This window comes from Streptomyces sp. ID05-26A (genome assembly GCF_033794685.1).
In the GTDB taxonomy this organism is placed as follows: Bacteria; Actinomycetota; Actinomycetes; order Mycobacteriales; family Pseudonocardiaceae; genus Lentzea.
Genome location: NZ_JARAYZ010000006.1, coordinates 92,499 through 105,784, shown reverse-complemented (window position 1 = coordinate 105,784; position 13,286 = coordinate 92,499). Strand labels below are relative to the sequence as shown.

At 69.2% G+C, this 13,286-nt stretch carries 10 protein-coding genes; 1 reads left to right on the top strand and 9 read right to left on the bottom strand.

Translation table 11 applies throughout. The features are described 5' to 3' along the window. Positions 1-183: 183 nt before the first annotated feature. Positions 184-2,751 (top strand): glycoside hydrolase family 3 protein, encoded by a 2,568-nt coding sequence (locus PV646_RS37920; RefSeq protein WP_500347176.1) that lies wholly within the window; start codon positions 184-186, stop codon positions 2,749-2,751. 48 nt (positions 2,752-2,799) lie between these two features. Here PV646_RS37920 and PV646_RS37915 read toward each other — a convergent pair whose 3' ends face one another. From PV646_RS37915 to PV646_RS37875, 9 genes are all read right to left on the bottom strand, one after another. Beyond that, entirely contained in the window at positions 2,800-3,936 is a 1,137-nt protein-coding gene (locus tag PV646_RS37915) for an MFS transporter (protein WP_500347174.1), read from the bottom strand. Beyond that, on the bottom strand, positions 3,933-5,546 hold the full coding sequence (locus PV646_RS37910; protein ID WP_500347173.1) for a GNAT family N-acetyltransferase: 1,614 nt from the start codon (positions 5,544-5,546) through the stop codon (positions 3,933-3,935). The genes PV646_RS37915 and PV646_RS37910 overlap by 4 nt, the downstream gene beginning before the upstream one ends. Further along, positions 5,539-6,756, bottom strand: a complete 1,218-nt coding sequence (locus PV646_RS37905) for a DUF6271 family protein (protein WP_500347172.1) — start codon at positions 6,754-6,756, stop codon at positions 5,539-5,541. The genes PV646_RS37910 and PV646_RS37905 overlap by 8 nt, the downstream gene beginning before the upstream one ends. A 382-nt stretch (positions 6,757-7,138) precedes the next feature. Then, positions 7,139-8,596 carry an aldehyde dehydrogenase family protein gene (locus PV646_RS37900; protein ID WP_500347171.1) on the bottom strand — a complete coding sequence of 486 codons (1,458 nt, stop codon included), beginning with the start codon at positions 8,594-8,596 and terminating at the stop codon, positions 7,139-7,141. Positions 8,597-8,600: 4 nt separating this feature from the next. Further along, positions 8,601-9,605: a branched-chain amino acid ABC transporter permease gene (locus tag PV646_RS37895; protein ID WP_500347170.1), complete on the bottom strand. Its 1,005-nt coding sequence runs from the start codon at positions 9,603-9,605 to the stop codon at positions 8,601-8,603. Then, positions 9,602-10,480, bottom strand: coding sequence for a branched-chain amino acid ABC transporter permease (locus PV646_RS37890; RefSeq protein WP_500347168.1), 879 nt, complete (start codon positions 10,478-10,480; stop codon positions 9,602-9,604). Before PV646_RS37890 ends, PV646_RS37895 begins: the two co-directional genes overlap by 4 nt. Next, the gene (locus tag PV646_RS37885; RefSeq protein WP_500347166.1) at positions 10,477-11,190 is read right to left on the bottom strand and encodes an ABC transporter ATP-binding protein; all 714 of its coding nucleotides are present in this window, start codon (positions 11,188-11,190) and stop codon (positions 10,477-10,479) included. Before PV646_RS37885 ends, PV646_RS37890 begins: the two co-directional genes overlap by 4 nt. After that, positions 11,187-11,912, bottom strand: coding sequence for an ABC transporter ATP-binding protein (locus PV646_RS37880; RefSeq protein WP_500347164.1), 726 nt, complete (start codon positions 11,910-11,912; stop codon positions 11,187-11,189). The genes PV646_RS37885 and PV646_RS37880 overlap by 4 nt, the downstream gene beginning before the upstream one ends. Next, positions 11,909-13,210, bottom strand: a complete 1,302-nt coding sequence (locus tag PV646_RS37875; RefSeq protein WP_500347162.1) for an ABC transporter substrate-binding protein — start codon at positions 13,208-13,210, stop codon at positions 11,909-11,911. The genes PV646_RS37880 and PV646_RS37875 overlap by 4 nt, the downstream gene beginning before the upstream one ends. Positions 13,211-13,286: the final 76 nt, after the last annotated feature.

Sequence of the window (13,286 nt, the reverse complement as noted above, 5' to 3'; positions counted from 1 at the left end):
TCGAACTGTTCGTCTTTGTCGCGCAACGGATTGGTGCGTCCTGCGATCCGTGTTGCCGCAGTCGGGGTAACGCGGGTTCCTCCGGCGAGTTCCGGAACAAAGTAGTGAGAGCGTTCCCATTGACGTGCGGCTGAAGGGATACCCATGATCGGATTCATGCAGTGGAGAAGCACGCTAGCCGCGGTGTTGGGGTTGACCCTGGTCTCCGGTGTGGCGGCGGCTGCGGCCGCGCCGCAGGGAGGGGCCGCCGGGCAGCCGGTGATCGGGCCGCCGAACGTCGACCAGGGGTGTGCCCGCATCGAGAAGTCCTTGCCGGAGCTGAAGGACTGGCCGAAGGTCGAGAGCCAGGTTCGTGCCGACCGTGCCGACGAGGCGCGGATCAGGAAGATCCTCGAAGGCATGACGCTGGCCGAGAAAGTCGGCCAGATGACGCAGCCGGAGATCGCGGCCATCACGCCGGCCGACGTCGTCACCTACGGTTTCGGCTCCGTGCTCAACGGTGGCGGAAGTTGGCCGGGTGGCAAGAAGAACGCGACGCCGCAGGAGTGGCTGGCGCTCGCTGACTCGGTCTTCGAGGCGTCCAAGCGAAGCCGTACGGGCATCCCCGCCATCTGGGGCATCGACGCCGTGCACGGCAACAACAACGTCATGGGCACCACGGTGTTCCCGCACAACATCGGTCTCGGCGCCGCGCTCAACCCGTGCCTCATCCGGGACATCAGCGCGGCCACGGCGGCGCAGATCCGCGCCACCGGCCAGGACTGGGCGTTCGCGCCGTCGCTCGCGGTCGTGCGCGACGACCGCTGGGGCCGCACCTTCGAGGGGTACTCCGAGGATCCCCGCATCACCAGGGCCTACGGCTACGAGGCCGTGAAGGGGTTGCAGGACAACGCGAGGAGCCGCATCAGCGCGGACGGTGTGATCGCGACCGCCAAGCACTTCGTCGGTGACGGCGGGACCACCGGCGGCAAGGACCAGGGGGTCGCCACCAGCTCCGAGCAGGAAATGATCAACCTGCACGGACAGGGTTACTACGGCGCGCTCGCGGCGGGCGCGCAGACCGTGATGATCTCGTTCAACAGCTGGACGAACGACGTCATCAAGGAAGGCAAGCTGCACGGCAGCAAGTACGCGCAGACCGGCATCCTGAAGCAGAAGATGGGCTTCGACGGCCTGCTTGTCGGCGACTACAACGGCCACGGCCAGATCCCGGGGTGCACCAACGCGTCCTGTGCCGCAGTGGTCAACGCGGGCATGGACGTCGTCATGGTGCCCCATGACTGGAAGGCGTTCATCACCAACACCGTCGCGCAGGTCGAGTCGGGTGAGATCCCGATGGCCCGCATCGACGACGCCGTCACGCGCATCCTGCGCGTCAAGCTCCGCGCCGGTGCCTTCGAGGCGAGGAAGCCCTCCGAGCGCGCCCATGCCGGTCAGCAGGAGTCGTTGCTGCACAAGGAGCTCGGCCGCAAGGCTGTGCGCGAGTCCGCCGTGCTGATGAAGAACGAGAAGCGCACGCTGCCGTTGTCGGAGCGCAGCAAGGTGCTCGTGGTGGGCAAGAGCGCGGACAGCCTCCAGAACCAGACCGGCGGCTGGACGTTGTCGTGGCAGGGCACCGGCAACAGCAACGCGGACTTCCCGCACGGCACCAGCATTCTGAAGGGCCTCCAGGGCGCCCTCGGCGAGGCGCGGGTGACCTTCTCCGAGACGGCGGACGGCGTGGACCCGACGGCGTTCGACGCCGTGATCGCCGTCATCGGCGAGACCCCTTACGCGGAAGGGTTCGGCGACCTCGGCAAGCGCACCTTGGAGACCGCGAAGCTCTACCCCGGTGACCTCGCCGTGCTGGACAAGGTCTCCGGCAGGGGCACCCCGGTCGTGACCGTGTACGTCGGCGGTCGCCCGCTGTACATGAACAAGGAGATCAACCGCTCCGACGCGTTCGTGGCGGCGTGGCTGCCCGGCACCGAGGGGCAGGGTGTCGCGGACCTGCTGATCAAGGGCCGCAACAACGGTTTCAGGGGCAAGCTGCCGTACTCGTGGCCGCGCAGCGCCTGCCAGACGCAGCTGAACGGACCGGCGGACAACCCGTTGTTCGGGCTCGGCTACGGCCTGCGCGATTCGGAGACCGGTAGCGTCGGCAAGCTCGACGAGACCTCGGTGGGCAACAGCTGCACCGGAGGTGGTGGTGGCACCGCCACCGAGGACCTCGAACTCTTCGTGGGCGGCGACAAGGCGCCTTACAAGAGCTACATCGCCTCGCCGGAGAACTGGGGTGGCACCGAGATCGGCCCCGACGGCCAGGCCTCGCACGCCGGGATCGGTGTCGTCCCCGCGGACGTCAACGGCACGCTGGACGGGCTGAAGACCACGTGGAGCGGCACCGGAATGGTCTACCTCCAGAACCCCGCGGGCGGCAGCGACCTGCGTGGTTACGTCAACGCCAACGGAGCACTGGAGTTCGACCTGGTCGTGCACCAGGCACCGGCGGCCCGCACGGTCATCAGCACGCATTGCCAGCACCCGTGCGCGGCGGAGCTCGACGTGACCTCGGTCCTGCGTTCACTGCCCGTGGGCCAGAAGTCGACGATGAAGATCGCGATCGACTGCCTGGCGGGCAAGGGACTCGACCTGGAGAACGTCAACGCGCCGTTCGTCCTGTACACCGAGGGCGCGCTGTCGGCGTCGGTGGCGAACGTGAGGTGGGTGCCGCAGGCGGCCACCGACCCGGACGTCCTGCCCTGCACCTGAGGTGACGCGGTGCGCTCCCGGTTCTCCGGAACCGGGGGCGCACGGTGGTCAGATCGTCTTCTGGACGACGTCGAACGGCGCCCTCGCCACGCACACCATCGCCAGCCACGCCGTCGCCGCCACCACCGTCATGCCCGCCACCAGACCCGCGTACTCCGCGATGAACCCGATCACCGGAGGGCCGGCCAGCAACCCGGTGGTGCCCATCGCCGACACGGCCGTGAGCGCGGCGGGCCCTTGGCGTGCGGCGGCCACGTACAGGCACGGCGTCACCGCCGCCATGCCCAGGCCGACGCAGGCGAACCCGGCCAGGGCCGGCACCACACCACCGGTCAGCAGGGCCAGCGCGAGACCTGTCCCCGCGAGCGTTCCGCCGACGAGCACGACGCGCCGGTCGCCCCATCGCACGCGCCAGCCGTCCGCGAACAGCCGTGCGACGACCATCGCTCCCGAGAAGGCCGCGATGCCCAGCGGCAGCACCGATGGCGAGGCGTGTGCGATGTCCTTGAGATACAACGCGGACCAGTCCGTCATGGCACCCTCGGTCACGGTGGCGAGCACCATCGCCGCGGCGAGCCAGGCCATGGGCCAGGTCCACCCGCCGCCGCGCTCGCCGGCCTTCCCCGGCAGGTCCTCGACCAGCAGACCGCCTCGCGCCCACCACAGCAGCAGCGCCAGGACGACCCCGGCCGCGGCGAAGAGCACCACGAGGTTCTGGCTGAAGAGGCTCACCCCGGCCGCGAACAACGCCGCGGCGAAGATTCCGCCGCTGAACAGGGCGTGCAGCTTGGCCATGGTCGCCTGCTCGAACTTCCTCTCCAGCACGGCGCCTTGGGCGTTCATCGCCACGTTGAGGCACCCGACCGCGATGCCGTCGACGAAGAGGGCGACGAGTGCGAGGGAGTAGTTCGGTGCCGCGACGAGCCCGGCCAGCGCGGCCATGATTCCGCACGCCGACAGCAGTGACAGGCGACGAGAACCGAAGGCCGCCATCAGCTTCCCGACGATCGGGGCGGACACGGCCGCCCCGATCCCCGCGCTCAGCAGCAGCACACCGACTTCGCCCGCGGTGATCTGCAGACGTTCGGCCAGCGCGGGAATGCGCGCTGCCCAAGTCGAGTACTGGAAGCCCAGGAAGAAGAAGAGCGCGGCCACGGCCGACTGGGCCCGGCGGAACTCCGTCATGCTCGCTCCTCGTCCGCGATCACGCGAGACATGTAGACGGCCCCCGGTCCGTAGCCGTCCGGCAGCGGTACGTCTGGACGGCTCTCAAAACCTTGCCCTGCCCAGAAACCAGTGACTCCGCCGAGAGCGACGAGGGAGATCCGTTGGTATCCGGACCTCCTGGCCCTCTCCACCAGGCGTCCCGTCATCCGGCCCGCCCAGCCGCGCCCGCGCAGTTCCTCGCTGACAACGATGTCGTGCAAGTGCAGGTTCGAGGACCGGTGGACCACGCGCTCCGCGATCGCCGGATCGGGGCCGGTGTCCAGCGGGTAGGGGAGGGCGATCACGTACCCGTCCACTCGCCCTTCCGACTCCAGCACGAACGAGGTCTCCTTGCCCCAGCGGGACTTCAGCAGCTCCCTGCCCTCGGCCAGCCCGCGCGCCCCGTACTCGGCCGCCTCGATTTCGCCGATGCGGTCCCAGTCGCCCGGCTCGATCAGCCGCACCCGCCCGCTGCGCACCGCCACCACCGGCAGCGGGTCGAACCCGTTGAACCCCTGCGTCGTGTAGCTCGTCGCGTAGGCGCCGGCGGAGTGGATCCAGACGGGGTCGCCGGAAGCGAGCCCGGCGGGAACCAGGACGGGGTCGTCGCCGAAACTGTCGTCGCTGTCGCACGTGGGTCCCGCGACCACCGCCCGCACGGACTGCGTGCTGTGACTGGGAAAGGTGAGCCGGTACCGGAGCTGGTCCGTCTCGTACAACCCGTTGAACTTGCCGCAGCTCAGGTAGAGCCAACGTTCCGCCCGCGTGGTGAGCCGTTTGACGTGGGCCCGGATCGTGCCGTGATCGGCGACCAGGTGCCGTCCCGGTTCCACGAGGAAGGACGGGACGCCGGCGGCACGCAACCGCTCCACACCGGCGCGAATCGCCCCGAAGATCTCCGCGGTCGGCGGGGTCAGCCGAACTCCGTCACGCGAGTAGTAGCCCTCGGCCGGCAGACCACCCCCGAGGTTGACGTGGTCCAGCACGACACCGGCCGCTGCCAGCTTCTCGACCAGCGAGACCAGGTCGTCCAACGCCGTCGACCACGCTTGCGCGGTCATCTGCTGCGATCCGACGTGGACGGACAACCCGGCGGGTACGAGCCCGAGCCGTTCGGCCTCCAACAGCACCGAGACCGCGTCCTCGGTGCCGAATTTCGAGGTCAGCCCCCAGAGCGCGCCCAGACCCGTCGTGGTCATCCGGCAGAACACCCGTGCACCGGGAGCGTTCGCCGCGATCGCGCGCACGTCCTCCAGGCTGTCGGTGGCGAACGTCGTGACGCCCAGCGCGCGCGTGGCGGCGATGTCGGCGTCGGACTTCACCGTGTTGCCGTAGTGCACGTCGTCAGGCCGGGCGCCGCTGTCCAGCGCCAGCCTGATCTCCCCGGGACTCGCCGCGTCGAACCCGCTGCCCGCGTCGGCCAGCACGGACAGAACGGCGGGCACGGGACACGCCTTCATGGCGAACCGCACGGAGACGCCGGGCAGTTCCGCCAGCAGGGCGTGGTACTGACGTTCGATCCCGCTCAGGTCGTAGATCAACCGGTCACTGGAGGCCGCGCGCAGGGCGGCGAGCACGTGATCAGACACGGGTGGCACCAGCGGCCTCGATCAGCGGCGCCCACGCGTCGATGAGCAGCGCGTAGTCGTCGACGTCCCGCCGTGCCTCGAGAAGAAGCCGTTCGCGGTGACGGCGGACGTGGTCGGCGACGCGGACGAACCGGCCGCCCAGTCGTCGGTAGGCGTCCTCCAACCGGCGAACGGTGTCGTCGTCACGCTCCTGCCAACTGCTCTCCCGCACGAACGCGGCGATCGTCACCGGATCGTCCGTGTCCATCCGCTCGTAGATGAAATGGAAGTACCGCATCGACAGGACGAACTTGGCGAACCGGATCTGGTAGTCGAGGAAGCCGGCGTCGGACTTCCGCTCACCGGTGTGGAAGTTGACGATGTGCCGGTTGTGGACGACCGCGGGCAGCCTGGCCTTGTTCGCGACGTGGATGAGGAAGTAGTCGCTGCCGATCGTGTCGGTGGCCGGTGGCAACGGCAGCCGCTCGTGCAGGCCGTGGAAGCTGATGTTGTGCATGTCCACGCGCATCGGGTCGACCACGTCCAGGACCGACTGGTCACCGTCGAACGCGTCCCAGCCGGTGAAGGACTCCTCGACCAGCGCTCGTTTCTCCTCCTCCGAGGAGCCGGGCGCCGCCCAGAGGCTCACCAGGTCGTAGTACGCCGGATGGTCTCGCACGTCGTCCAGGTCGACCGACATCTCGCCGACGAACGACGCGCCCACCAGCGCGACCGGAAGCTCGGCCCGCGCCGGGTCGAGCCGGTTCGTGACCACCACCGCCTCCGTCGCGGGTCTGCCCAGAGCCAGCAGTTCCGCGTGGATCGGGAAAACGCTTTCCCCTTGGTAGGTCTGGTAGTGCAGGTCGGAGTCGCGCCGGTGGACGGACGAGCATCCGAGTGCCGCCGCGACCAGGAACGCGCGGTTCGTGCACGCGCCGTAGGACAGGGCGTCCGGCAACATCAGGTCCAGCGCCAGGTCGGGCTTGCCGACGCGGGACCGCGCGATCACTCGGCGCAGGAACTCCCGCTGCCTCGCTTCGTCGAGGTGCCAGACGTTCGGCACCGATCTCAGAACCTGTGCGTGCGCATCGAAGTCCGCCGAGGAGTCCAGCACCAAGAGGTGGACCTCGACGTCGAAGTGTGCGGCGGCGTACGACGCCTCCTCTGCGACCTGCATCAGCGTCGCTGTGCACTCGCGGTTGGTCGGAACGGCCAGGCAGACGCGTTTCATCCCCGGTCTTCTTTCCCTGCGATGAATTCCACGCAAACGGACGCGAGGTGCCGAAACAGGCGTGAAACAGCCTTTCAGTGCCCCCGTCGCCAAGCTACACGAGGTTCAGACCAATGGTGTGCAAGTGACGCCCTCGTTCATTGGCCGAGAGGCTGGGCAATTCCCGGCGTGCAGTGTTTTGTCTGAAACGTGCTGCCTTGTCGGGTGAATTCCCTATGGATCGCGCAGGGAGAGGGAGTGTTCGAGTGACATACGTCACTGATCGATGGGTCCGGCACGACCGATTGTGGTTCGACGCGGAAATACGTTGAAAGGATTTCTTGCGTCAAATAGCATTTTCAGGCTTGCGGTTTCTTGAATGTCCCCGCAGCACGTACCTGGTTCAGAACGGATACTCGCGAGGCGTGCTGCGCGAAGTCACCCACTGCAGTTCGGTGAAGTCCTCTTCGGCGAACGTGAGCCCGAATCGTCCCCACCCGCTGTCCTTCAAGCCACCGAACGGCATGTGCGGCTCGTCGTTCACCGGCTGGTCGTTGATGTGCACGATGCCGACCTCGAGGCGGCGCGCCAGGTCGTGCGCGTCGTACGGGTTGCCGGTCATGATCCCCGCGGTGAGGCCGTACCGGGACGCGTTGGCGCGCGCCACGGCGTGATCGGCGTCCTCGACGACCTCCAGGATCGCGACCGGGCCGAAGGTCTCCTCGAACGCGACCTCGGCTTCCTCCGGTACGTTCGTCAGCACGGTCGGCGGGTAACAGGGTGGCTGGGCCACACCACCGGTCAGCACGGAGGCGCCCAGTTCCACGGCCTCCCGCACGCGCCGGTCGATCAGCGACAGCGCCCACTCGTTGATCAGCGGCCCGATCACCGTGCCCGCCGCCGAGGGATCACCGATCGGGAAGCTCTCGACCCTGGCGACGAAGCGGGCCGTGAACTCGTCGGCGACCGGCCGTTCCACCAGGATCCGGCGCACGCACATGCACACCTCGCCCTGGTGGATGAACGCGCCGTACGCGGCGGCCCGCACCGCGTGGTCCAGGTCCGCGTCGGCCAGCACGATCAACGAGTTGTGCCCGCTGAGCTGCAGCACCGGCCGCTTGAGGTGCCGTGCGGACAGTTCCGCGAGCCGCCGCCCGGTCACCGTCGAGCCGGTGAAGTTGATGCGGCGCACCGACGGGTGTGTGACCAGTTCCTCCGCGATCACGCCCGCCTCGCCCGCCGCGTGCGTGACGACGTTCAGCACGCCCGCCGGCAAGCCCGCCTCGGCGAACACCTCGGCCCACAGCGCACCGCCGGTGATCGGCGCTTCCTCCGACGGCTTGAGCACGACCGTGTTGCCCAGCGCCATCGGCCCGATCACCGCGCGACCGGACAGCACCAGCGCCGAGTTCCACGGCGCGATCGCGGCCACCACGCCGACCGGGCGGCGGATCGCGAACGCACGCGTGCCCGTCAGGTCGGACGGCAGCACCTGGCCGGTGGGGGAGTAGGCCAGGTTCGCGGCCTGGCGCAGCAACGACAGGCTGAACTCGAACTGCACCCGCCCGAAGTACTCCGCGCACCCGGTCTCCGCCGCGAGGAGTCGCAGCACCTCGTCCTCTCTGCGCGCCAACGCCTCCGCGGCGCGCAGGAAGATCCTCTGCCGGTCCGCCGGTCGCAGCACCGCCCAGGCGGGGAACGCCCGGTGCGCCGCCTCGACCGCCAGTCGTGCGTCGTCGGCGTCACCGGAGGCGACGTCCGCCAGCGACCGCCCGGTCCACGGGTCGAGGTCGGCGTGCGTCCTGCCGGTGCCGGAGCCGACCCACTGGCCGTCGATGTGGTGCCGGACGGTCGTGCTCACCTGGTCAGCTCTCCTTCACGCGCAGCTCGTACCCGACCGGCAGCAGCCGGAACCCGAACCGGTCGGTGATCAGACTGTAGAGCCCGCGCGGCAGGAACAACGCGAACGCCACCGCGACCACGCCGAGCCCCACCAGGTACCACGCGCCGAACCCGGCGAACTGCGACTGCAGCGTGAAGAACACGATCGCCCCGATGATCGGCCCCTCGAACGTGCCGAGCCCGCCGACGAGCACCATGAACAGCATGTAGGCCGTCCACTGCACCCCGAAGATCGACTGCGGCTGGATGAACAGCGTGTTCGCCAGCGTCAGCGCCCCGGCGGCCCCGCACCCGAACCCCGCCAGCACGTACAGCCCGAACTTGAGCGGTGCGGTGCGCACACCGAGCGAGGCGGCCGCTTCCTCGTCGTCGCGGATGGCCTGCAACGCGGCCCCGGTCGGCCGTCGCAGCAGCAGGAACACGACCAGGAGCACCAGCAGCAGGAACGCCAGCGCCAGCCAGAACGTGTACGCGCGGCGCAGGTCGGGCGCGAAGACGTTCAAGCCGCGCAACGACACCCCGGTACCGCCGCCGAGCGACGAGTCCAGTGCGACGAACAGCGCCAGCGCCTCGGCCACGACCCACGTCCCCACGGCGAACTGCCCGCCGCGCAGCCGGAGCAGCAACGGCGCCAGGACGACGGCCAGTCCGGCGGACGCGACGGCCGCCAGCACCACGGCGAGGTAGGGCGTGACTCCGCGTTGGGTCAGGAAGATCGTGGCGTAGGCACCGAACCCGATGAACGCCTGCTGCCCCACGGACACCATGCCGCCATAGCCCGCCAGGGCGTTCCACATGACGGCGAGGACGAGGAAGATGAACAACGACGTGAGCTGCTGGACCACGTTGGCCTGGAACAGGAACGGCACCGCGACCAGCGCGAGCCCGAACACCGGCAGCGCGACGGACGAGATCCGCGTGCCCCGGCCCGTCCTGCTGACCGTCCACACCGGACTGGCGATCGTCATGTCGTGGCCTTCCTGGTGAGCAGCGAGCGTCCGCGCGGTCCGGCCAGCACGAGCAGGAACAGCAGGTGTCCGGCGAGGATCGAGTACTGGGGGTCGATGGTCGCGCCGACGGTCTGCGCGATGCCGAGGGCGATGCCGCCGGTCAGCGTGCCCCACAACGAGCCGAGCCCGCCGATGATCACGGCCTCGAACGCGAAGATCAGCTGGGTCGGGCCGCTCGCCGCCTCGAACGTGGAGTGGACGGCGAGGAACGCGCCCGCGAGCGTCGCCGTGGCCACCGCGATCGCCGTCGCCTTCGCGTAGACGGACGACGAGGGGATGCCGACGAGCGCCGCGGTGTCCGGATCCTGTGCGGTGGCGCGCATTTCGCGGCCGAACGGCGTGCGGCGCAGCAGCAGTTGCAGGCCGCCGAGCAGCACGACGGCGGTGAGCAACGTGAGCACGCCGATGTGCGAGACCGACAGCTGATCGGACAGCTGCCAGCTACCGGTGGCGATGGACCCGGCCGCGCCGCCGAGCGACCGCACGTCCGGTGAGTACGTCTGCAGCAGCGCGTTCTGGATGACGATGCTCAGGCCGAACGTCGTCAGCAACGGCACGAGCGCGCCGCCCTTGAGACTGCGGGCGAGCACGGTGCGTTGCAGCAGGTAGCCGACGACGAGCATCACCGGCAGTGCGAGCAGCACCGCGAGAAACGGTGACATGCCGGTCTGGGTGGAGATCGTCCACACCAGGAACGCGCCGAGCACCGCGATGTCGCCGTGGGCGAGGTTGATGATGCGCATGACGCCGAACAGCAGCGAGAGGCCGCAGGCGAACAGCGCGTAGAGACCGCCCAGCATCAGGCCCTGGACGACGGCGTTCACGATCGTCATGACGTCCTCGCCCCGAGGCCGAAGTAGGCGTCGGTCACCTGGTCGCGGGTGATCGCTCGCGTGGGTGCGTCGAGCACGATGCGTCCTTCCAGGACACACACGACCCTGTCCGCGGTCGACAGAGCGCGGCCCAGGTCCTGCTCCACGATCACCACGGTGGTTCCCTGGTCGTGCAGTGCTTTCACGGACTCGTAGACGCCGTCGACGGCGACCGGGGCGAGCCCCAGCGACACCTCGTCGATCAGCAGCAGCCGCGGGTTGGTCATCATCGCCCGCGCGATCGAGGTGGCCTGCTGCTGGCCGCCGGACAACGCGCCCGCCCGCCGGTGCCTGAGGTCCTCGAGCATCGGGAACGCGGCGAGCACGGTGTCGAGGCTCCAAGGGCCTGGACGGGCTCTCCGCCCCGCTACCAGCAGGTTCTCCTCGACGGTCATCTCGCCGAACAGCTTGCGGCCCTCCGGCACGAGCGCGATGCCCGCCCGGACCCGTTCGTGCGCCGGCAGGTCCGTGATGTCGTTGCCTTCGAACGAGATCCTGCCCGCGGCCGCCGTGTGCGCGCCCGCGATCGTGCGCAGCATCGTGGACTTCCCGGCGCCGTTCGCGCCGACGATCGCGAGGATCTCACCTTCGTTGATGTCGAACGACACACCGCGCACGGCTTCGAGCAGGCCGTGCCTCGCGGTGAGTTCGTTGACCTGCAACAGGGTCATGACGCCGCCTTGCCGAGATAGGCGTCGATGACGGTGGCGTCGTTGAGCACGTCGTGCGGCGGCCCGTCCGCGATCACCCGGCCGTTCGCCATGCACACCAACCGGTCCACGACCTGCACCAGCACGTGCACGATGTGCTCGATCCACACGATGCCGATGCCCTGCCCGCGGATCTCCTTGATCGTGGTGACGAGTTCGGCCGCCTCGGCGTCGGTGAGGCCGCCGCCGATCTCGTCCAGGAGCACCACCCGCGGCCCGGTAGCGAGGGCGCGGGCCAGTTCGAGGCGCTTGCGGTGCAACAGGCCCAGGTTGTCCGCGCGGCGGTTCGCGAGATCGACGAGGCCGCACAGGTCCAGCACCTCGACGCAGCGTTCGTAGGCCCGCGACTGCTTGAGGCCCGCGCCGTAGGTGGCGCCGACCAGCACGTTCTCCAGGACCGTCATGCCGCCGAACGGCCGGGGGACCTGGAAGGCGCGGCCGATGCCGAGACGGCAGCGGCGTTCGGGCGGGAGCTTCGTGACGTCCTCGCCGTCCAGGCTGATCGTGCCCGCGGACGGCCGGAGCGTGCCGGTGAGGACGTTGAGCAGCGTGGTCTTGCCGGCGCCGTTCGGGCCGACGATGCCGACCGCCTCGTCCTGGCCGACGGTGAAGTCGACGTCGTGCAGCACCTGTACCGCGCCGAACCGCTGCGAGAGGCCCTCGCCGGTGAGCGTGGCGCTCATGCGCCGTAGGCCTTGAGCTGGGCGGCGACCGGCACGTTCGGGTCGCTGGAGTTCTCGCAGACCACGAAGTCGACCTTGTACTTGCTGCCGGGCTCGGCCGCGACCCACTGGCCACCGAGAATCGGCGCGACGACGACGTTCGCGTTGGGACCCTTGCCCCACTGCAGGCGGCCGACCGGCGTCTGCACGTCCAGCGTGCTGATCGCCTTCGCGACGGCCGTGCGGTCCTTCGGTGCGTTGGAGGCCGTCAGCGCGGCGGCTGCGACGTCGAACAGCGCGAGACTCGGGCCGAGTTGCTGGTTCCACTGCTTGTTCGACGCGCTCTCGTAGCCGGACGCGAGGTCCTTCGACGAGACGTTCGTGAGCGAGGACGTGTACGGGTAGACCGGCGCCCAGTAGGCGCCGCCGCCGATCCCGATGCCGAGGTCGCCGAGCGCCTCGACCTGGGACGGGAACAGGCCGGTCTTCGCGACCTGGATGATCTTCGGCTTGAGGCCCTGCTGGGTCGCCTGGCGCCAGAACGTGGCGAAGTCGGGCGGCAGCGGGAAGGTGTTGATGATCTCGACGCCCTCGGCCTTGAACCGGGCGATCTGGGCGGAGAAGTCGTTGGTGCCGTTGGTGTACGCGCCGGGGTCGACGATCGTGTAGCCGGCCTCGGTGAGCTGCGGGCCGAGCGACTGGCGGATCGCGTTGCCGTCGGAGTCGTTGGGCCACATGACGCCGACCTTCTTGTTCGTCGGCACCTGCGGCCACATGGTCGTGTAGGCGTTGCGGAACTGCTCGACGCCGAAGCAGAAGTGGTAGGCGTACTGGAACGCCTGCTTCTCCCCGGGCTTGGCGCCGCGGCCGAAGTACCAGGCCTGCCAAGGCACGACGGTCGACACGCACGGCACACCGGCGGCCTCGCACGCGTCCGACACCGGGTTGACCGTCTCCGGCGTCGAGGTGGTGAGCATGAGATCGATGCCGTCGCCGTTGATCAGCTCGTTCGCGACCTGGGCGCCCCGCTGCGGGTTGGACTGGCCGTCGCGGTCGAGCACCTGCACCTCGTAGGTCGTGTCGCCGATCGTCAGGCCCTTCTCGAACGCCTTGCGCGCCAGCGAGAGCACGTACTCGTCCGGCTCGCCGAAGCTCGCCGCACCACCCGTGCGGGGACTGACGAACCCGATCTTGAGGACCGAACCGCCGCCGCTCGGACCGCTGCCCAGCCCGCCGCAGGCGCCGAGCAGCGGGGCGAGCGCCATCGCTCCGAGGACGCTGCGCCGGGAAAGCCCTGCCGGGCCGGGGGAACTGCTCATGGGGTGCCTCCGCGAGGTCAGATGGTGCGGAGGAAGGTAGGGACAGACTGTCCCAACGGTCAATCAAGTGTTCGAA